The sequence below is a fragment of the Flavobacterium hibisci genome (assembly GCF_020026925.1).
Lineage (GTDB): Bacteria > Bacteroidota > Bacteroidia > Flavobacteriales > Flavobacteriaceae > Flavobacterium > Flavobacterium hibisci.
Genome location: NZ_JAIQDW010000016.1, coordinates 22,579 through 40,624, shown reverse-complemented (window position 1 = coordinate 40,624; position 18,046 = coordinate 22,579). Strand labels below are relative to the sequence as shown.

General features: G+C 35.5%; 22 protein-coding genes. 1 reads left to right on the top strand and 21 read right to left on the bottom strand.

Features of this window, described 5'->3' with window-relative positions; translation table 11 throughout:
* Nucleotides 1-55: 55 nt before the first annotated feature.
* The 6 genes from K8B81_RS15725 to K8B81_RS15700 form a co-directional block, all read right to left on the bottom strand.
* The gene (locus tag K8B81_RS15725; protein WP_223682511.1) at nucleotides 56-850 is read right to left on the bottom strand and encodes a hypothetical protein; all 795 of its coding nucleotides are present in this window, start codon (nucleotides 848-850) and stop codon (nucleotides 56-58) included.
* A gap of 121 nt (nucleotides 851-971) precedes the next feature.
* On the bottom strand, nucleotides 972-2,300 hold the full coding sequence (locus K8B81_RS15720; protein WP_223682510.1) for an aldehyde dehydrogenase: 1,329 nt from the start codon (nucleotides 2,298-2,300) through the stop codon (nucleotides 972-974).
* Nucleotides 2,301-2,375: 75 nt separating this feature from the next.
* Nucleotides 2,376-3,065 (bottom strand): RluA family pseudouridine synthase, encoded by a 690-nt coding sequence (locus K8B81_RS15715; protein WP_223682509.1) that lies wholly within the window; start codon nucleotides 3,063-3,065, stop codon nucleotides 2,376-2,378.
* A gap of 35 nt (nucleotides 3,066-3,100) precedes the next feature.
* Nucleotides 3,101-3,574, bottom strand: coding sequence for a hypothetical protein (locus K8B81_RS15710; RefSeq protein ID WP_223682508.1), 474 nt, complete (start codon nucleotides 3,572-3,574; stop codon nucleotides 3,101-3,103).
* A gap of 44 nt (nucleotides 3,575-3,618) precedes the next feature.
* Complete coding sequence (gene panB, locus K8B81_RS15705; protein WP_223682507.1) at nucleotides 3,619-4,437, bottom strand: 3-methyl-2-oxobutanoate hydroxymethyltransferase; 819 nt, start codon at nucleotides 4,435-4,437, stop codon at nucleotides 3,619-3,621.
* Nucleotides 4,438-4,522: 85 nt separating this feature from the next.
* Nucleotides 4,523-5,950: an L-serine ammonia-lyase gene (locus K8B81_RS15700; RefSeq protein WP_223682506.1), complete on the bottom strand. Its 1,428-nt coding sequence runs from the start codon at nucleotides 5,948-5,950 to the stop codon at nucleotides 4,523-4,525.
* A 299-nt stretch (nucleotides 5,951-6,249) separates the two neighbouring features.
* On the opposite strand from K8B81_RS15700, the gene K8B81_RS15695 reads away from it, so the two are divergent.
* Nucleotides 6,250-8,397 carry a cation:proton antiporter gene (locus tag K8B81_RS15695; protein WP_223682505.1) on the top strand — a complete coding sequence of 716 codons (2,148 nt, stop codon included), beginning with the start codon at nucleotides 6,250-6,252 and terminating at the stop codon, nucleotides 8,395-8,397.
* A 13-nt stretch (nucleotides 8,398-8,410) separates the two neighbouring features.
* On the opposite strand, the gene K8B81_RS15690 is transcribed toward K8B81_RS15695, so the two are convergent.
* The 15 genes from K8B81_RS15690 to K8B81_RS15620 form a co-directional block, all read right to left on the bottom strand.
* Complete coding sequence (locus K8B81_RS15690) at nucleotides 8,411-9,100, bottom strand: 2'-5' RNA ligase family protein (protein ID WP_223682504.1); 690 nt, start codon at nucleotides 9,098-9,100, stop codon at nucleotides 8,411-8,413.
* Nucleotides 9,097-9,483 (bottom strand): iron chaperone, encoded by a 387-nt coding sequence (locus K8B81_RS15685; RefSeq protein WP_223682503.1) that lies wholly within the window; start codon nucleotides 9,481-9,483, stop codon nucleotides 9,097-9,099. The genes K8B81_RS15690 and K8B81_RS15685 overlap by 4 nt, the downstream gene beginning before the upstream one ends.
* A 16-nt stretch (nucleotides 9,484-9,499) precedes the next feature.
* On the bottom strand, nucleotides 9,500-9,967 hold the full coding sequence (locus tag K8B81_RS15680) for an SRPBCC family protein (RefSeq protein WP_223682502.1): 468 nt from the start codon (nucleotides 9,965-9,967) through the stop codon (nucleotides 9,500-9,502).
* A 19-nt stretch (nucleotides 9,968-9,986) separates the two neighbouring features.
* Nucleotides 9,987-10,673, bottom strand: coding sequence for a DUF2490 domain-containing protein (locus K8B81_RS15675; protein WP_223682501.1), 687 nt, complete (start codon nucleotides 10,671-10,673; stop codon nucleotides 9,987-9,989).
* A gap of 95 nt (nucleotides 10,674-10,768) precedes the next feature.
* A complete protein-coding gene (locus tag K8B81_RS15670; protein WP_223682500.1) occupies nucleotides 10,769-11,350 on the bottom strand; it encodes an LOG family protein in 582 nt (193 codons plus the stop codon).
* Nucleotides 11,351-11,437: 87 nt separating this feature from the next.
* Nucleotides 11,438-11,971, bottom strand: a complete 534-nt coding sequence (locus tag K8B81_RS15665) for a GNAT family N-acetyltransferase (protein ID WP_223682499.1) — start codon at nucleotides 11,969-11,971, stop codon at nucleotides 11,438-11,440.
* Nucleotides 11,972-12,029: 58 nt separating this feature from the next.
* Nucleotides 12,030-13,127, bottom strand: a complete 1,098-nt coding sequence (locus K8B81_RS15660; protein WP_223682498.1) for an MBL fold metallo-hydrolase — start codon at nucleotides 13,125-13,127, stop codon at nucleotides 12,030-12,032.
* A gap of 5 nt (nucleotides 13,128-13,132) precedes the next feature.
* Nucleotides 13,133-13,555 carry a DUF1801 domain-containing protein gene (locus K8B81_RS15655; RefSeq protein ID WP_223682497.1) on the bottom strand — a complete coding sequence of 141 codons (423 nt, stop codon included), beginning with the start codon at nucleotides 13,553-13,555 and terminating at the stop codon, nucleotides 13,133-13,135.
* Between the two features lie 10 nt (nucleotides 13,556-13,565).
* Complete coding sequence (locus K8B81_RS15650; RefSeq protein ID WP_223682496.1) at nucleotides 13,566-13,934, bottom strand: nuclear transport factor 2 family protein; 369 nt, start codon at nucleotides 13,932-13,934, stop codon at nucleotides 13,566-13,568.
* 274 nt (nucleotides 13,935-14,208) lie between these two features.
* The gene (chrA, locus tag K8B81_RS15645; RefSeq protein WP_223682495.1) at nucleotides 14,209-15,339 is read right to left on the bottom strand and encodes a chromate efflux transporter; all 1,131 of its coding nucleotides are present in this window, start codon (nucleotides 15,337-15,339) and stop codon (nucleotides 14,209-14,211) included.
* On the bottom strand, nucleotides 15,329-15,760 hold the full coding sequence (locus K8B81_RS15640) for a DoxX family protein (protein WP_223682494.1): 432 nt from the start codon (nucleotides 15,758-15,760) through the stop codon (nucleotides 15,329-15,331). The genes chrA and K8B81_RS15640 overlap by 11 nt, the downstream gene beginning before the upstream one ends.
* A 146-nt stretch (nucleotides 15,761-15,906) precedes the next feature.
* Nucleotides 15,907-16,695 (bottom strand): alpha/beta fold hydrolase, encoded by a 789-nt coding sequence (locus K8B81_RS15635; RefSeq protein ID WP_223682493.1) that lies wholly within the window; start codon nucleotides 16,693-16,695, stop codon nucleotides 15,907-15,909.
* A 208-nt stretch (nucleotides 16,696-16,903) separates the two neighbouring features.
* On the bottom strand, nucleotides 16,904-17,041 hold the full coding sequence (locus tag K8B81_RS21100) for a hypothetical protein (RefSeq protein WP_394370724.1): 138 nt from the start codon (nucleotides 17,039-17,041) through the stop codon (nucleotides 16,904-16,906).
* A gap of 50 nt (nucleotides 17,042-17,091) precedes the next feature.
* Nucleotides 17,092-17,424 (bottom strand): hypothetical protein, encoded by a 333-nt coding sequence (locus K8B81_RS15625; RefSeq protein ID WP_223682491.1) that lies wholly within the window; start codon nucleotides 17,422-17,424, stop codon nucleotides 17,092-17,094.
* A gap of 147 nt (nucleotides 17,425-17,571) precedes the next feature.
* On the bottom strand, nucleotides 17,572-17,994 hold the full coding sequence (locus K8B81_RS15620; RefSeq protein WP_223682490.1) for an SRPBCC domain-containing protein: 423 nt from the start codon (nucleotides 17,992-17,994) through the stop codon (nucleotides 17,572-17,574).
* Nucleotides 17,995-18,046 lie beyond the last annotated feature (52 nt).

Here is an 18,046-nt window from a genome sequence, read left to right as displayed (position 1 = left end):
AACTACAGCTGGATACCATAGAATTTAGGTCTTGTTTTTTTTAAATAATCTCTATCTATTCCGGATTAGACTGGCCGATGGCATCAATGGAGTCCGGGTTATCAATTTCCAGGATAGCACTGTATATAGCATATTTTACAGAATACGTAATAGGAATGGTAAATACCACACCAATACAGCAGCCAATAAAGCCAATTGCTGCACCAATTCCGGCCACTATAAATAGCAGGGCAATAACAAGGGGCTGTTTGCCAACAATGATAATACTGGATCGTATTGCATCAGTTACATTTAAATTTCCAAAAACGATTAGCGGGACTGTCATGGAGGTAAACAATGAAATAATGATGGCAATAATACTATCTATAGCGGGAATTCCAATAAGATTGAATACCACAGAAATACCTCCGCTGATTAGGCCAATCAATAACGCAGTAATAAAAAGGCGGGAAAAATAAGGAGCTTTGTAATACGTAAAAACCGTCGAGAAATTAAAGGCCTCATCCTTGTCAGCACTGTCTGCCATTTTCAAAAATCCTGCAGTAAAAGGAGTCATGAGCGCAGTTATAAAAGTAATAACAAGTGTATAGATTAGTAGGGTTGTTGTTCCCTGTGGCTGATTTTGTTGTAAACTTTCAAAAAATTCTTTGTTGAAGTGTTCAGCTCCGTATAGTGCCACTAATATGCCGCCGCCAAGAAAAAAGCATAGTATAGAAACAACTAATAAAATAAGTCCTGCATAAACGGCTATCTTTTTATAATTCTCAAAAGCATGGTTAAAAACATTCGAAAAATCTAAAGAATATCCATTGTTTTTTAGGTCTTCGATTTGATTAAGAGTAGATTTCATATTGACTGGAATTGTTTCGTACCTTCAGTGTTATAAATGTATTATTTAAACGTAAATATAGTACTTTTAATCAATTTCATTTCATAATATGGTATAATAGTACAAGTCAGGCTTTAGTGCTTTAAATCCAGTCTAATAATTTCTTAATCACCTTTAATTTATCTTTGTAAGGCGCATAACGCATAGGGAGATCAAGCCAGTTGGCTTTTTTAACAATTGATTTGTGATGGCAGAAAACATCAAAACTTAGTTTTCCGTGATAAGCACCCATTCCGCTATGGCCTACTCCTCCGAAAGGCAGCCGTTTATTGGTAAAATGAGCTACAGTATCATTGATGCAGCCGCCACCAAAAGAATAGCGTTTAATCATTTTTTTAGCAAAAGAATCATTTTCGCTGAAAATATAAAATGCAAGCGGTTTTTCATATTGGCGGATTACCGCATCAATATCATTCTCGGATTCATAAACTAAAATCGGTAATATCGGACCAAAAATTTCTTCTTTCATGACAAGACTGTCTAATGCAGGTTCATCAATAAGAGTTGGCGAAATGTAAAAATCATTAGCATCCGATTCTCCTCCAAAAATTAATTTTTCTGAAGCAATCATGCCGGTTAGGCGTACCCAGTTTTTACTGTTGATGATCCGGGCATAATCAGGGGAATTCTTTATTTTCTTTCCATAAGCCAGGATAATCTCTTCAATCAGATACGTAATAAAATTGATTTTCATGTTTTTTTGGATCAGAATGTAATCCGGGGCAATACAGGTTTGTCCGGCATTGATAAATTTTCCCCAGACGATACGCTTGGCAGCCAGTTTTAAATTAGCGGTCTGATCAATGACACACGGATTTTTGCCACCTAATTCTAAGGTGATGGGCGTGAGATGTTCTGCAGCAGCTTTGGCTACAATTTTGCCAACCGGGACACTGCCGGTAAAGAAAATATAATCCCATCGTTTGGCCAGCAGCTGATCAGAGACTTCAATACCGCCCTGAACAACTTCCACGTGATTGATGTGAAATGATTTTTCGATGATTTTGGTAATGATGGCAGCTGTATTCGGAGTAAGTTCTGAGGGCTTTAAAACCACTTTATTCCCGGCAGCAACTGCAGAAATCAAGGGACATAAAGCAAGTTGAAAAGGATAATTCCAGGGAGCGATGACTAATACGTTTCCGTAAGGTTCCTTATAAATGAAATCGGTAGAAGGAAAATTGAGCAGGGAAGGAAAAACACGTACGGGTTTCACCCATTTGTCAATATTTTTGATGGTATTTTTTAATTCTGAAATAACATAATTAGTTTCTGTTAAAACAGCTTCAAATTCCGGTTTTTTAAAATCATCAAACAAGGCTTTCACAATTAAATCCTCATCCTTCTGAATATTGAAAAGTAATTTTTTAAGCGTTTCTTTTCGGTACTTTATATCGTTTTTATAGTCCATTTTAGTGAAAACTTAAATTTTGGCTATGCAAGTTAACGGATATAAATTGAAAATCTGACAATTAAATCATAAAAATCATACAGCATTCCAGATCGTTTCATCCGGTGTTGGCGCAGTTATGGTGATGTTTTCTTTTGAAACTGGATGGATGAAAACTAATTTTCGGGCATGCAGGTGAATCCCTCCATCAGGGTTGCTTCTGTCAGCCCCATATTTTAAATCACCTTTTATGGGAGAGCCAATAGCCGATAACTGGGCACGGATTTGGTGATGGCGTCCGGTATGAAGATTAATCTCTAAAGCAGTATAATTTTGGAGCTCTTTAATAATTTTATAATCCAGACTGGCCACTTTGCTGTCCGGAACTTCTTTTAAATGTGCTTTTGAAGTATTGTTCTTTTCGTTTCTTTTTAGATAATGAACGAGTTTGGCTGATTGTTCCTGAGGTTTGTTTTTTACAACAGCCCAATATGTTTTTTTAGTTTCACGGTTGCTGAACAATTCATTCATTCGTGACAGCGCCTTGCTGGTCCTGGCAAAAACAACAATCCCGGTTGTAGGGCGATCCAGACGATGAATCACACCCAGAAAAACATCGCCGGGTTTATTATATTTTTCCTTGATGTATTCTTTTACAATATCAGATAAAGGTTTGTCACCTGTTTTATCGCCCTGTACAATATCACCCACACGTTTATTGACCACTATGATATGATTGTCTTCGTGCAGGATTTGCAGATTGTTTTTATTGGAAACTATTTTCAAATTTATTTTAAATTGTAATTACCTCTATTTTATATTTAACTCGCTTCTGTAATTGAAATCAGAGTTAGATTATTAAGATTAATCGAAATTTTGGTGTCTAATTCTGAGGTACAGATTAATTCGTTGTTGATTATTTCGACCTTTAATATTGGATTCGAAAATGTAAAAAAGATAGCCCATTTTAATTGATTGTCTTTATCTGTTGAGGCAACAAATCCCTCATTTCCCATACTTCCATCACCAAATACTATTTTTTCATTTCCATGAGTAATTGAGCTATTAAAGATATCGACCTTTGTCCAGATGTCATCTGCATATTTTTCTAAACTATCAATAGTGGTGTCGCATAATGGAAACCAGTATTGTTTACTTTTCCCGGTGTTATAATCAATTGTTTTATAAGTGTTGGCAATGATGATTTTTCCATCTCCAAAAACAATACAGTCAATGCCGGGTAAAAATCCGTTTTCCCACTTCTCTTGTAAATAGTTGATGCTTTTATTCATCATATTATCAAATGATTCTCTTGTAAGAAACTTATAGTGAGGCTAAATTAATACTGTTCTTTCTCATTAGGAAAATCCTTTGATTTTACATCAGCAGCATACTGACCTATTGCTGTGGTCATTTCTTCATATAAATTCAGATAACGGCGAAGGAAACGCGGGCTGAATTCATTGTTCATTCCTAACATATCATGGATAACCAAAACCTGTCCGTCAACACCGCCTCCGGCTCCAATTCCGATAACTGGGATGGAAATACTTTTGGCTACTTTTTCTGCTAAATCAGCAGGTATTTTTTCTAACACTACTGCAAAACACCCCACTTTTTCAAGCATTTTGGCATCTTCAATCAGTTTTTCGGCTTCTTCATCTTCTTTGGCGCGAACACTGTAAGTACCAAATTTGTAAATGGACTGAGGTGTTAAACCTAAATGGCCCATTACAGGAATTCCCGCATTTAATATTTTTCGGATAGACTCTTTAATTTCCTTTCCGCCTTCAAGTTTTACAGCATGCCCGCCGCTTTCTTTCATGATTCGGATAGCAGAGCGCAAAGCTTCTTTAGGATCAGACTGATAACTTCCAAAAGGTAAATCAACCACCACAAGACCTCTTTCTACTGCACGGACAACTGATGAAGCGTGATAAATCATTTGATCTAAAGTAATAGGAAGGGTAGTTTCATGTCCCGCCATTACATTTGAAGCAGAGTCGCCTACCAAAATTACATCTACACCCGCAGTATCAACAATTTTTGCCATTGTATAATCGTAGGCCGTCAGCATAGAAATTTTTTCTCCATGGCTTTTCATTTCGATTAACGACTTGGTAGTGATTCTTTTATAATCTTTTTTTGCTACTGACATTGATACTTTTTTTAGTTTTTTTGAATAGTCTTAAAGTTGATTTTCTTTAAAACGAAATTTTTCTGCGAAATTAAGCAATATTATACTAACAATCGGCCATATTTACTGCAATTGCCAAACCGCCTTCTGAAGTTTCTTTGTATTTTGAATTCATATCTTTTGCTGTCTCCCACATAGTATTTATTACTTTATCCAGTGGTACTTTCGCATTTTTAGAATCGGTTTCAAGCGCAAGTTCGGCTGCGTTGATGGCTTTTATGGCGCCCATTGTATTTCTTTCGATACACGGAATCTGAACCAGACCGCCAATTGGGTCACAGGTTAAGCCTAAATGATGCTCCATAGCAATTTCGGCAGCCATTAAAACCTGGGCAGGAGTTCCGCCCATTAATTCGCAAAGTGCAGCAGCAGCCATTGAGGACGAAACGCCAATTTCGGCCTGGCATCCGCCCATTGCTGCAGAAATTGTAGAACCTTGTTTGAACAAACTTCCTATTTCTCCGGCTACCATCAAAAACTGCTTGATTTCTTTTTCACCCGCATTATGGTTTTCGATTACTAAATAATACATTAAAACAGCCGGAATTACACCGGCACTACCGTTTGTAGGAGCAGTAACGACACGACCTAAAGAAGCGTTTACCTCATTCACGGCCAATGCGAAACAGCTTACCCATTTTAAAATCTGACGAAATTTTACTTCGGTTTTCCTGATTTCTTCCAGCCACGATTGCGGATCATTATAGTTTGATAAACCAATCAGATTCTGGTGCATATCAAATGCTCTTCTACGAACGTTCAGTCCCCCTGGAAGAATCCCTTCTGAGTGACAGCCAATGTACATGCATTCGAGCATTGTGTTCCAGATTCGCATTAATTCGGTATGGATTTGTTCTTCAGAGCGCATCGATTTTTCATTCTCATATACAATTTCAGAAATCTTTTTGTTTTCCTGAATGGTATATTTCAATAAGTCATCGGCATTATCGATCATGAACGGAAAAGCACATTTAATGGCACTCTTATTTATGGCATTGGTGCGTTCTTCTTTCACTACAAAACCGCCCCCAATAGAATAAAAAGTAGATTCGTATTCAGCAGCATCATCTTTATAAGCTGTAAATTTTAATCCGTTGGCATGGAATGGAAGGAAGTCTTTATTGAAAACAATATCCTGAAGAAAATAAAACGGAATCGTAAGCTCATTGCCCAAAACAATCTCGTTTTTGGTTTCAATTGTTTTGATAATTCCTGAAATATTCTCTACCGGGATATATTCGGGATCCTGACCGCTTAGCCCCAGCATAACTGCTAAATCGGTAGCATGGCCTTTTCCTGTAAGGGAAAGTGACCCGTAAAGATCAACTTTAACTTTAGTGATCTGATCTAAAATGGATTGCTCTCTCAGCTCTTTTAAAAAACGCTCCGCTGCCCTCCAGGGACCCAGTGTATGGGAACTCGATGGCCCAACACCAATTTTTAGCATGTCGAAAACAGAAATACATTCTTCCATTGTTCCAATTTTATTCAAACAAAGATAATTGAATAATGCAAAGAAGTTTCTTTTTTATTTGTTAATGTTGCAGTTTTGTTAAAAAATATATTAAATAATAATAATTTATCAATGAAATAAAATTAATTAGTTAATATAGGGCTTTGATAAAAAGTTCAGCCCTTTTTTGGGTATTTTTGTAAAGGGAATTTCTCTAAAAAACTCGCTTTTTAGTTTTTAAAAATTGATATAAACGGCAACTTTGAAGTATCTGGTTTGACTTAGAAAGCAATAGGATACCCAGCAGCTAAAATTACACTATGATAGAATTTTTCAGGCATTTAATACAAGAATTTGAACTACCGCTTAACAATCCCGTATTAATTTTTTCGTTGATACTTTTCATAATTTTATTAAGTCCCATTTTACTTAAAAAAATTAATATTCCGGGAATTATTGGTTTGATTATTTCAGGTGTGGTAATTGGACCTCACGGACTTAACATTCTGGCCAAAAACTCCGCAGTCGATTTGTTTTCAACTATTGGATTGCTTTATATTATGTTTATTGCAGGTCTTGAACTCGATATGAATGAGTTTAAAGCAAACCGCAACAAAAGTTTATTATTCGGATTTTTTACTTTTATTTTTCCACTTACTATTGGGTTTCCGGTTTGTTATTATTTACTGCAGTATGATTTTAACGCCAGTTTTTTAACCGCAAGTATGTTTGCAACGCACACGCTGGTGGCATATCCGATTGTAAGTAAATTAGGGATTGCTAAAAACCAGGCTGTTGCTATAACTGTCGGAGGGACTATTCTGACAGATACAGCTGTTTTGATTATTCTGGCCGTCATTATGGGAAGCAGTGAGGGAAATCTTAATCAGGCTTTCTGGATAAAATTAACCATTTCGCTGGCTATTTTTTCAGCTATTATGTTTTTGGTGATTCCAAGAGTGGCAAAATGGTTCTTTAAAAAACTGGAAAGTGAAAAACATGCGCATTATATTTTTGTCCTTTCTGTAGTTTTCTTTGCTGCATTTTTAGCCGAAGTAGCCGGAGTAGAGCCTATTATTGGTGCTTTCGTGGCAGGTTTGGCTTTAAATCCTTTAATTCCGCACTCTTCTGCTTTAATGAACAGGATTGAGTTTATCGGGAACGCCTTGTTCATTCCGTTTTTTCTGATTTCTGTGGGGATGCTTGTTGATATCAGCGTGATTTTAAGTGGTCCAACAGCTCTTATCGTTGCTGCAACTTTGAGTGTAGTAGCTATTTTTGGAAAATGGATTGCCGCATTTTTTACGCAGATTGTTTTTAAATATACGAAAACGGAAAGACAGCTTATTTTCGGATTAAGCAGTGCACATGCTGCGGCTACACTGGCAGTCATTCTGGTTGGATTTAAGGCAAATATTCTGGATGAGAATATATTAAACGGAACGATTATCTTAATATTGATTACCTGCATTGTTGCTTCTTTTGCCACCGAAAAAGCCGCTAAAAAAATTGCGATTTGTGAAGAAGAGATTTCTCCTCAGGATGCTCATAAAGATCAGATTTTAGATGAACATATTTTAATTCCCTTAGCCAAAACATCGGCAACGGAACCTTTACTGGATTTTGCTCTTTTAATCAAGGACAAAAAATCAGCCAATCCAGTCACATTATTGACCATTGTTCCTAATAATGATCAGGCCGAAATTAATATTTTAAAATATAAAAAAGCAGTTGATAAATTTGTTATTCAGGGATCTGCTTCTGAAATTAAGATCAATACCATTGCAAGAATAGATCACAATCCGGCTAGTGGTATAGCAAGGACCTCCAAAGAAATTATGTCTGATATTGTAATCATTGGATGGCCAAGAAAAACAGGCTTTCTCGACAAGATTTTTGGAGAAAATGTTGATTCTATCATCAATAATGTTGATAAAAACCTTTTTATCTGCAGGTTTCAAAAACCTTTTGTTGAAGAGAAAAGACTGGTTTTCATTTGTCCGCCTTTTTCTGAAAGGGGAATCGGATTTCAGCCTTTAATTCAGAAAATATGCAGGTTAGCACAGGAATTAAGTACCCAGATAGTTATTTATGGTGAATATAAAACCTATCAGGCAATTCAGCAAATAGTGAATAACCTGAAATTAAATACAAAACTTGCTTTCAAAAGTATTTTAGACTGGGAAGATTTTGAAGCTATTTCGGATGAAATTAAACCAACAGATTTGATTGTGTTTAATATGTCCAGAAAAGGGTCTGTTTCGTATCAGTCTATCTTTGATAAATTGCCACAGAAGTTTGAAAAATCCTTCAGTGATAATAACCTGATCCTTGTTTACCCGCAGGATGGGCGAAAAGAAAGTGCAATGGATGCTTATGAAGACTTTACCGCGACTCCATTGACAAAGGGTATAGAAGCGATTGAACAGATTGGAAAAGGATTAGGGAATATTTTGAAAAAAGGTTAAAAAGAAAACGAGTCTAAAAATATTTCAGATAAAGATCGCACATATTTACAGTGTTCTTTTCGCGCTGATACCAGTCGTTAAAAACTAATTCAATTTTATCGACGGTGAATTTTCCAAAATTGTGATTTCTGAATTTTTCAACAATTTCAACAAGCTTTTTTGGATTTTGTAATTTATTCTGAAAGCGCATAATTGTCGAATGCGCAGCGGTTAGAGTGTAACGGCTGTCCATACTTTGCGGGAGGGAAGATTTTTTAAAGTTTTCGCGTAATTTGCTACGAAAGATATTCAATGAATCGTCAGATGGAAAACCCTGAACCATTATCGCTGAGGGAGATAGCGTAACGCCCCGGTAGTCTATCTCTATTTCATTTATATCTACCAGGCTTTTTTCAATAATTTCAACGTATTCTGACGTAGGAAACTGATTCAGTGTAAAACCTTCAGTACACGAAATAATAGAGAGGACTGTTATATGAATATCAGCATTTGGATAGTAATATTGTTCAGGTTCTGTTTTTTTTATTTCTTTTAGGAATGCCTGAATATTATTTTTTATTTCATCATTCGGGCGAATTAGCAAAGTAACGCCAAATCGTTTATCTGAATCATCCCTAATTTTAGAATCAATAGAATAAGTTTCAGATAAAATCAGTTCAGATGATGTTTTGAAAAGCGTATTGTAATGTTCAGATAAATTCATAATCGATTATTTATTTTTACTTTTTCAAGATTTTCCTGTACTCTGAATTTTACAATTTTCGTAATTAAATCAAATGGCATAGGCTGATCTAATGGAAATTGTACAGAACCTTTGCCTGATTTGTATTTTGAAAGTTCTTCCTTAAACTGTTCATGACCGCTTGGCAAAGCATAAAGACCAATGTGATTTTTAAATGCGGCAAAGTACACCACAATTCCGTTTTGCTCAAATGCCGGCATGGAGTAACTGATTTTTTCCTTAGCATCAGGCGCTGCCTTATGAATTGTCATTCGGATTTTTTCTAATACTTCCTGAACATTGTTTGGGAAACCTCCAATATATTCATCAACATTTGCAGGTTTAGGAGTAGGTACAGCTGCCATGACTTTATTTAGTTGATTAACTTAGACCTTTTGGAAATCTGTCCAGGACTAAATTTAACTGAAGGTTATGCTCCAAAAAAGCTTTAGCTCCGGCTAAAACCAATGTGAAACCTTCAGTAGAATTACGAACTTCAGAGAGTATTGTATCAGCATCGCCTTTGAAATTATAATTAGTGATGCTAACAAAAGTTTCTTTTTCATCCAAAGCATTAAAAATCCATTCTACAATGGTCTCTTCTCCGCTATTTCCCCATTCAATTACAATTCGTTTGTCTTCTTCAATTACTTTAGTAAAAATAGTAAGAGAAAAACCATACATTTCCCAGGTCCATTCAGCCGATTTTCCTTCTTCTAATTTTTCAGATCCTTTAGTAAACCAGAATTTGCTCGTAATTTCAGGATTTATAAAAGCCTGAAAAACTTCTGAGACGGGTTTTCTGATCAGCATTTCGGCTTTTGCAAAATTATTATTTACTGTTGCCATATCTACGGATTTTGAAAGTTTATTTACTACTGTTAAAAGGTATATTATTGTAAACTGCAATCTGAAATTGGTTTCGTCCGGTTTTTTCCTGAATTTGTCTCATAAAACCTGCTTCAACCCTAAAATTCTTATTGATTACATAACCTAATGCGCCATAAACGCGGTCTCTGTCAAAAACAGGAGATTCTGCGTTTATAAAAATTTCGTTATATGCTGAAAAATAAAAGGCCTTATCTTCCATTTTTGGTTTATTTATAGGTACATTCAAAGCCAAAAAATAACGAAAACGCATTTGAAAATCATCTTCTAAAAAGCGTTCTTCCACGCGATAACGGTGCTGCAAATAAATCCTTCCAAAATTTTGGCGTGTTATAAACTGCTGGAAAATACGATGTTCATTATTACCTGTCTTATCGTTAGTTCCGGGAATATAATTTTGTGAATTGATAAAACCGTAACCTAATAAAATATTATTATTGTTTTCGGTAAGATTGTATCCGATTCCTGTTCTTAATAATAGCTGCTGAGTATCTCCTGCAAAATTATAATTACGGTATTGTACTTCATTATGCCAGTTCCACTTTTTGTTGATGGCCTGATTTCCAAAATACATAAACCAGTTTCCGGTATCAGTATCCTGAGCATTTATTAAATTTACAGAGAGAATAAGGGCGAATAGAAGGTAATAGGCTTTTAAATATTTCATTTTGGATAACGGATTTTCAGTTTTTTGGAGCCACAAGATAAGAAAGTTATTCCGGAAATTGTGTTAAAAACTGAAAATCACCCTGCCAAAAGAGACTAAACTTCTTCTTTTTCAATCCATTTTCCAACAGTAGGAGCTTTGTAATTCTTCATTTTATCCAGTAAATCACCAATGTCATCACTTACTAAAAGCATCTGCTGATTCACGTCTTTCAATAAGCCTTTGCTCACCATATTTTCAGTTAGTTGAATCAGGGAATCATAAAAACCGTTGATGTTTAAAATTGCGATTGGTTTTTTGTGCAGTCCTAATTGAGCCCAGGTAAGCATTTCAAAAAGCTCTTCAAGGGTTCCAAATCCACCAGGCAGTGCAATGACACCATCGCATAAATCATTCATTTTTGTTTTTCTTTCGTGCATGCTTTCAACCAGAATAAGTTCCGTTAATCCCAGATGCGCAATTTCTTTTGATCTTAAAAAATCAGGCAGGACGCCAATTGCTTTTCCGCCGTTATTTAGGACTCCATCAGCTACTGCGCCCATCAAACCTACATTAGCACCGCCATAAACCAATTCTATATTTTGTTTTGCTAATGTTTCTCCTAATAATACTGCTTGTTTTGTGTAAATTTCTTCAGTACCGAAACTGGATCCGCAAAAGACTGTTATTCTTTTCATTATTTTTGATTTAAAGGTTATAATCATAAGTTAAGAGGCAAGATCTTAGTTCATATGACTTGTATTTAGCTGCAAAAATAATCATTTTTAATTTTTTTCTTTACGCAATTCATATTCGAAATGAGGTAAATCGATCCCATTATGAGGAAAAAACATTTCGTTTATTTTTACTGCGCCCAATTTTAACACAGCTTTTTGAGAACGGATATTTTCTGCGCCAACATGAAAAAGGATAGAACTAACGGTTTGAAAAGCATAATCAATCAGCAGCTTTTTTGTTGCTGCATTATAAGGGCCACCCCAGAATTTTCGACCTATAAAAGTATAACCAATCCCCACATTTGATTTTTCAGGATTGTAATCATAGAACCGTGTAGTGCCGATAACTTCGTTTGTTTTTCGCTCTAAAATTAAAAAAGCACCTTTTGAATTTACAGCTGCTTCAAAAAATGATTTAAATACCTCTTTTTTATACCGGTCTTTAATGGGATGCTGTTCCCAAACTAAAGGGTCTGATGCTAATTCATACAAAACCTCAAAATGATCTTCCTGAAGCGGAATTAATTTTATGGTTTCATTTTCTAAAAAATCGGGTTGTAAATTAAAATTTGATATCGTCATTAAGGGCTTTTTGGGTTTATTTTTAATCTGGAGGCAGGAAACATTTTAATTTTTTTGACTATTTAACACCTTTCCACCATTGCTGAAATTCCTGTTGTTGATTTTTCAGTTCAACTAATTCGCCAATCATGGGTGTAATTAGCGGAATCGGATTTTCTGATGCAGTATTTAATTCTGTTATTTTAACCAAAGGCTCATCCCATGAATGAAGTGATAAGGGGAATTTTGAATTGTGCACCGGAAATGCTCTTTTTGCTTTCAGGTCTTTCATCGCTTTTAGTACATCTTCCGGCATATTGTGAATGTATTTCCACTTTTCATTGTATTGGCCATTGTCAATTAAGGCAATGTCAAATGGACCATATTTTTTACCAATTTCAGCATAGTGAGAATCGTAACCACTGTCCCCGCCCAAATACATTTTGAAATCTTTGGTTTCTAAGACGAATGATGTCCAGAGCGTATTACAGCGATTGATACTTCTGCCGGAAAAATGTCTTGACGGTGTGGTATAAAGTGTTAAGTTTTGATCTAATTCTACTTTTTCGTGCCAGTCTTTCTCAATAATATTTTCGACACGGAATTTCCAAAACTCAAAGTGAGAACCAACCCCTAACGGACAGATCACCGTTTTTATTTTAGGTTTTAAGTCCATAATGGTTTTATAATCAAGATGATCGTAATGATCATGAGTAATTAATAAATAATCAATTTCAGGAAAATCATCTGATGTATAAATATCTGTTCCTTTGAATGATTTTGTACTGCCATAAATGGGGGAGGCATTGCCACTGAAAACCGGATCGATTAAAAAACGTTTTTCTTCGAGCTGAATAAAATAAGAAGAATGACCAAACCAGACCATTATATTTTGGTCAGGAGAAAGTTCATGTAAATTGGTTTTTATGGACGGGATAGTATCAGTTGGAATTTTTCGATCCACTTTTTTAAAGAAGAACTCATACAAGACTTCAAAATAACCATAACCCTCTGCAAGTTCGGGAGTAAAGCTGATGTTTTCGAATCTTCCATTTTTAAATTGAGGCGATTTTTTAATTAACGCAAGTCTTTCGCCAGAAGGTTTTTTGCCGAATCGGGGATGCAGTAAGAAATAAAAAAGAATGGCAAGTAAAATAATACTTATTGTGGTAATCATGAGAGTTAATTTGAAGGATATATTTTTTTTAAATAGTCAACCGAAAGCGAAATCATTTGTTTTAAAATAGCAGTATTTATATCACTTAATTTTTTGATATAAATACAGCCTTTTCCGGCTTTATGTTTTCCGAATTCAGAAAGAAGTTCCTCTTTATTTTCGAAAGAAGAACTGAGGTAAAGTGAAATCGCATCTTTTCTGGGAGAAAAAGCGGCTAATGGAGCTTCGCCTTCGTGTCCACTTTCGTACTTATAATGATAATTTCCAAAACCAATTATACCCGGTCCCCACATTTTAGGTTCGAAGCCCGTTACTTCCTGCATTATTTTAAGAAGTTCAAAAGCATCATTCTTTTTAGGATCTTCTGCAACTGTGTTAATAAAATCAATCACGTTGCCGTCTGTTTCTGTAGTTTTAATTTTAGCCATTTTTCGTTAGTTAAAACATCCCATTTTCATTAATGCTTTTCTTTGGAATAGGCTGTCCTAAATCCCAAAGCTCGATTATTTTGTCTGATTCAAACCGAAATATGTGAACAACAGCTACGCCTGAATCTGTTGAATTTTGTTGAACATGTGAATGCACTGCGACCATATCACCATCACTCAGGATATGATGAATTTTAAAAATCTTATTCGGATTGGTATTTGCAGATTCTTCCATAGCCAGCATGAGTGTGTCGGCATCACCTTTGAAATAGGCATTATGATGTTTAAAATCCTTACTTACATATAAGCGGAATGCTTCATGGGAATGCCCTGTTGCAGCGAGCTTTAAGAAGTTTCGGGCTATGGATTTCTTAGTCATGGCATTTTCCCTTTAAAAGAAATCTAAGTTATGAAATAAAGTTTTTATAATTTCATAATATTTCCAAAGCTTAAATGTCAGGCAAAATTAAAAGTAGAAAGCTCATAAATTTTGCAATTATACGGGAGCTAAGGATAAGAAGCACATTCAAAAACTGAGGTTTTTAGTATTGGTGATGTGATATTTAGAAGCTCTATTGAAGAACTGCAGTTGAATTTAGCATTTTGTTAAACTGCTTTTGTGAGTTCATACTTTTTTTGCAGAGTTCTTTGCATCATATTAGTGTCAATAAATAGCCGATTAATGAACCACCCAAAACAACAAAAGCACTATTTAATTTCTTGTATCCAAATGCAATTGTAATACTTAAAACCGCAATCAAAATTGTCCGCCAGTCAGTGATAGTGTCTTTGCCCATTTCAAAACAAATGGCTGCGATTATGGCCACAGAAGCCACATTTACAGCGTCTAAAAATGCAGAAAATGGTTTTGAGTTTCGCATTTTCTTTACGATAGGGTTGAGCAATGCAACAAAAACAAATGAAGGTAAAAATATAGCGATTGTCGAAACGACGGCACCTGCCCAACCATTTATCTGATACCCAATAAATGTCACCGAAGAAAAAACGGGTCCGGGTGTAAATTGTCCCACGGCAATGGCATCAATTAATTGTTGTCGTGCTAAAAGCCCGGTCGAGACTAATTCTGTATCAAGAAATGCAAATAAAACATATCCGCTTCCGTAAAGTATTGCACCGATTTTTAGAAAAATCCAAAACAAGTTGACGCTGGTTGCAGAAATTACAGTCGTGCTGGTGATTTGTAATATTGGCAAAGTAAAAAAACTGTTGAGATTATTTCCTTTTCTGTTTCTAAAATATGCCAAAAACAGAGCAATAAAACCAGCTCCAAACATCAAATAAATTTCGTTTACGCTGGATAAAGCCCCAAGCAAAACAAGTAACCCAATAATTAGCAGCTGAGCCGATTTTAACGATTTTTTTGCCAATGGAGAAACAGCTCCCAGAATAATGGCGATTATAGCTGGTTTTATCCCGTAAATAAAAGGTTGTACTTCTGGAAGTTGCCCGTATTGTTTGTAGAGAAAAGCAAAAATTGCGGTTATAAAAACGGCAGGCAGAATAAAACAAAGACCTGCAATTAGCAACCCTTTCCAGCCGCCTTTTTCGTGCCCGATATGGATTGCCATTTCGGTACTGTTTGGTCCTGGAATTAGGTTGGTTGCCCCCATTAAGTCCAGGAAATGCTGTTCGGTCAGCCACTTTCGCTTTGTCACGACTTCTTCCTGCATCATGGCAATATGTGCTGCAGGACCGCCAAAACCAATAATGCCGAGTTTCAGGAAGAGACTGGCAATATCTTTTAAATCCACATTATGCTTCATCTTTTTTAAAAGTTTTGTCCACCGACCAACAGCCACTTCCCTTAATGAGCAAAACGATACTTCCCAAAAGCATTGCCCAGTCGGTTCTGCTTTCGTGCATCATTTCCCAGAAACCTTTATCAGCTAAAACTTCCGATTTTGTTGTTCCCATAGCTACCAACATTATGATGATGAGGGGCACACTTGCCAGTCTTGTCATGAGTCCTATAAGGATTAGAATTCCGCAAACAATTTCAAAACTGCCTACAAAACCGCCTAAAATTTCAGGTAAAGGCAAGCCAATTTTTTCAAATCGCCCTGCTCCAAGTTTGTCTGCAAATAGAAACTTCTGAATTCCTTCGGACAGGAATACCGTCCCAACCATCAATCGAATTAAGATGGTCGTTTTAGAATTGTCAGTATTTATGATTTGTTTTTTCATTTTTTTATCATTCATAGGTCATAGCGTTACGAATAACAGTTTGAGAGGCGAGTTCCCGGAAAAGCGGATTGCGTGCTACCGACAAGACAAAAGTTGTACGAAAAAATGTTCCTGCTGGACAAAAAATTCATGTTGCCTGACCTCGGTTAGTGGTTGCTCCGTTTATCCAAAAATTTTTCAATTAATGGGACTATCAAGTCATCTTCTTTAAAGTCCGGTTTTAGAGTCGTAATTTCTCCAATATATTCCCCATGAACTCCAGGTATAATAGCTAATTCAGAATCAGTGATTTGACGATTTAATTCTAATGCATGCTCTGGTGTAATAACATCTTTGTCTCCAATTATAATTAGAACCGGGATTTTTATGCCTCTTATTTGTTCGTCGGGAATGTCCTTAAAGTTTATCATCCTTTTTACGTCCCTGTCATGCATAATTTGTAAATCGGCCTTATTTTCTGCAACTTTCTCATACCCTTCTTTTAATTGCTGGGGCATATTCTCTAATGTGGCTTGAGAGATGAAATCCCAAAACCAATCAAAAACTCCGTTTCGTTTTGAAAGTGCAGATCCTAAAATAATTTTATTCGTAATTTCAGGATGACGTATCGCAATCTGAAGTGTTGTTGTCCCTCCGTTACTAAAACCTAAAAAATCAGCTTTATTAATATTTAAATTTTTTAAGAGCGTGAACACATCGTCGGCGTCTTGTTCAAATGTAAGGTCAGAATTTCGGTCATTTGTTCGCCCATGTGATTGCAGCTCAACGGCAATCACCTTTCTGTTTTTTTCGAGTAAAGGAATAATTTTTTCAAAGTTCGTCTGAATTGTCGATCCGCCGCCATGGATCAAAACAAGTGGAAGTTCGCCTTCACCATAGATTTCATAATACATCTTCAAACCGTTGACGTTTGAATAACCGCTACTAAAACTCATATTTTTCGATTTATTTTTTTGACTTCGTGAGTGTACATGTTACTGAAGTTTAAAAATACAAAAAGAGTTAATATCTTTTTTATGTTTGATAGTATTGTTTACTATGGTGTTAGGATATGATAAGTGCAACGTCGCGGCTTGAAAAAGTTTTAAAGCCATTGAGCTGAATTCTATCTGCCCAGATAAAGTTTAGTTGTTTTGATTTTAATTATTTAATGTCTCCTGCTCTAAAAGACCATTCAATATGTTTATCAAGATCTTGCCGAATTAACATATTTAGTTGTCCGACATGATGTTGCGTATGTCGCAGATTGTAAAGCAAAATCTCTAAAAGTGAATAGTTCATGTCGTCTTCATCATTTCCTTCAATAAACCTATCATTAAGTTTATCATCTGTCAAACTTCAATAATGTTTTTACATTTTTCACGACTTCGCTCAACGTAGTTTATCAGTTCTTGTTTACTGTAAATCTTATCCGGAATTAAATCGCCAATTGACTCTAATGGTTTTTCATCATTATTCATTTGCGTGAACGTAAGAATGGGATTAAAATCACTTGGGGGCAGAGTTAAATAGTAATCTAAAAATAGCGCACTGTGATAAGCAATGTAATAGAAACGCTTTTGTGAAGGAAAGTGGTCGTCTTTACAATTTGAAATTACATTTATTAGCATATCAATACTTGCTCCAAATTGATTCCAAATTGATTCTTTTATTGATGTGTTCATGATGTTTACGATGATATTCTTTACAATGACGACAAATGTTTTGCATATTTGCGTCAGATGCGGTTCAAGTGAACTTTATTCTTGAAATACGAAGTTCAACTTTGCGAAAACTAGCACACTGCACAAATTCTCAGTTAGCCGCTGGCCTTAATTTGTTTCAGCAATTTCTTTTAACTTTTGTAGAATTGGATTTTCTTCAGGACTCTCTTTTTCAACAACTGCGTCAGGTCTATTGTCTTCTTTGATGATTTCGAGTTTAATTTTATGTTCAAAATCCGAAATGATATAGCTCATAATAAAATAGTTCTCTTTTTTGTCTTCTAAGTTAGGTCTAGGAAAAAACAGGCTATATTTTATTAATTTATTCGGGACAACTTCAATAATTTTCCCCCATTGCTCAAAAATATTGTTTTCCCATACATTTCTGAATCGTATTTCGCTGCCAACTTTCCAATCAGTAATTAAATCGCTGCCATATTGCCATTGCTTAACCAATTCAGGCTTCGTTAGCGCATTCCAAACTTTTTCTTTTTCTGTATCTATTAAAATTGTTGACTTACTCCTTATCATTTCTTAGTTTTTTTGGTTTTTTGATTTTTTGGTTTTGCGGCTAACGTTCCGC

Coding starts and splice junctions, on each gene's coding strand:
- K8B81_RS15725 (WP_223682511.1), bottom strand. CDS start 850: ATGAAATCTACTCTTAATCAAATCGAAGACCTAAAAAACAATGGATAT.
- K8B81_RS15720 (WP_223682510.1), bottom strand. CDS start 2,300: ATGGACTATAAAAACGATATAAAGTACCGAAAAGAAACGCTTAAAAAA.
- K8B81_RS15710 (WP_223682508.1), bottom strand. CDS start 3,574: ATGATGAATAAAAGCATCAACTATTTACAAGAGAAGTGGGAAAACGGA.
- panB (WP_223682507.1), bottom strand. CDS start 4,437: ATGTCAGTAGCAAAAAAAGATTATAAAAGAATCACTACCAAGTCGTTA.
- K8B81_RS15700 (WP_223682506.1), bottom strand. CDS start 5,950: ATGGAAGAATGTATTTCTGTTTTCGACATGCTAAAAATTGGTGTTGGG.
- K8B81_RS15695 (WP_223682505.1), top strand. CDS start 6,250: ATGATAGAATTTTTCAGGCATTTAATACAAGAATTTGAACTACCGCTT.
- K8B81_RS15690 (WP_223682504.1), bottom strand. CDS start 9,100: ATGAATTTATCTGAACATTACAATACGCTTTTCAAAACATCATCTGAA.
- K8B81_RS15685 (WP_223682503.1), bottom strand. CDS start 9,483: ATGGCAGCTGTACCTACTCCTAAACCTGCAAATGTTGATGAATATATT.
- K8B81_RS15680 (WP_223682502.1), bottom strand. CDS start 9,967: ATGGCAACAGTAAATAATAATTTTGCAAAAGCCGAAATGCTGATCAGA.
- K8B81_RS15675 (WP_223682501.1), bottom strand. CDS start 10,673: ATGAAATATTTAAAAGCCTATTACCTTCTATTCGCCCTTATTCTCTCT.
- K8B81_RS15670 (WP_223682500.1), bottom strand. CDS start 11,350: ATGAAAAGAATAACAGTCTTTTGCGGATCCAGTTTCGGTACTGAAGAA.
- K8B81_RS15665 (WP_223682499.1), bottom strand. CDS start 11,971: ATGACGATATCAAATTTTAATTTACAACCCGATTTTTTAGAAAATGAA.
- K8B81_RS15660 (WP_223682498.1), bottom strand. CDS start 13,127: ATGATTACCACAATAAGTATTATTTTACTTGCCATTCTTTTTTATTTC.
- K8B81_RS15655 (WP_223682497.1), bottom strand. CDS start 13,555: ATGGCTAAAATTAAAACTACAGAAACAGACGGCAACGTGATTGATTTT.
- K8B81_RS15650 (WP_223682496.1), bottom strand. CDS start 13,934: ATGACTAAGAAATCCATAGCCCGAAACTTCTTAAAGCTCGCTGCAACA.
- chrA (WP_223682495.1), bottom strand. CDS start 15,339: ATGAAGCATAATGTGGATTTAAAAGATATTGCCAGTCTCTTCCTGAAA.
- K8B81_RS15640 (WP_223682494.1), bottom strand. CDS start 15,760: ATGAAAAAACAAATCATAAATACTGACAATTCTAAAACGACCATCTTA.
- K8B81_RS15635 (WP_223682493.1), bottom strand. CDS start 16,695: ATGAGTTTTAGTAGCGGTTATTCAAACGTCAACGGTTTGAAGATGTAT.
- K8B81_RS21100 (WP_394370724.1), bottom strand. CDS start 17,041: ATGAACTATTCACTTTTAGAGATTTTGCTTTACAATCTGCGACATACG.
- K8B81_RS15625 (WP_223682491.1), bottom strand. CDS start 17,424: ATGAACACATCAATAAAAGAATCAATTTGGAATCAATTTGGAGCAAGT.
- K8B81_RS15620 (WP_223682490.1), bottom strand. CDS start 17,994: ATGATAAGGAGTAAGTCAACAATTTTAATAGATACAGAAAAAGAAAAA.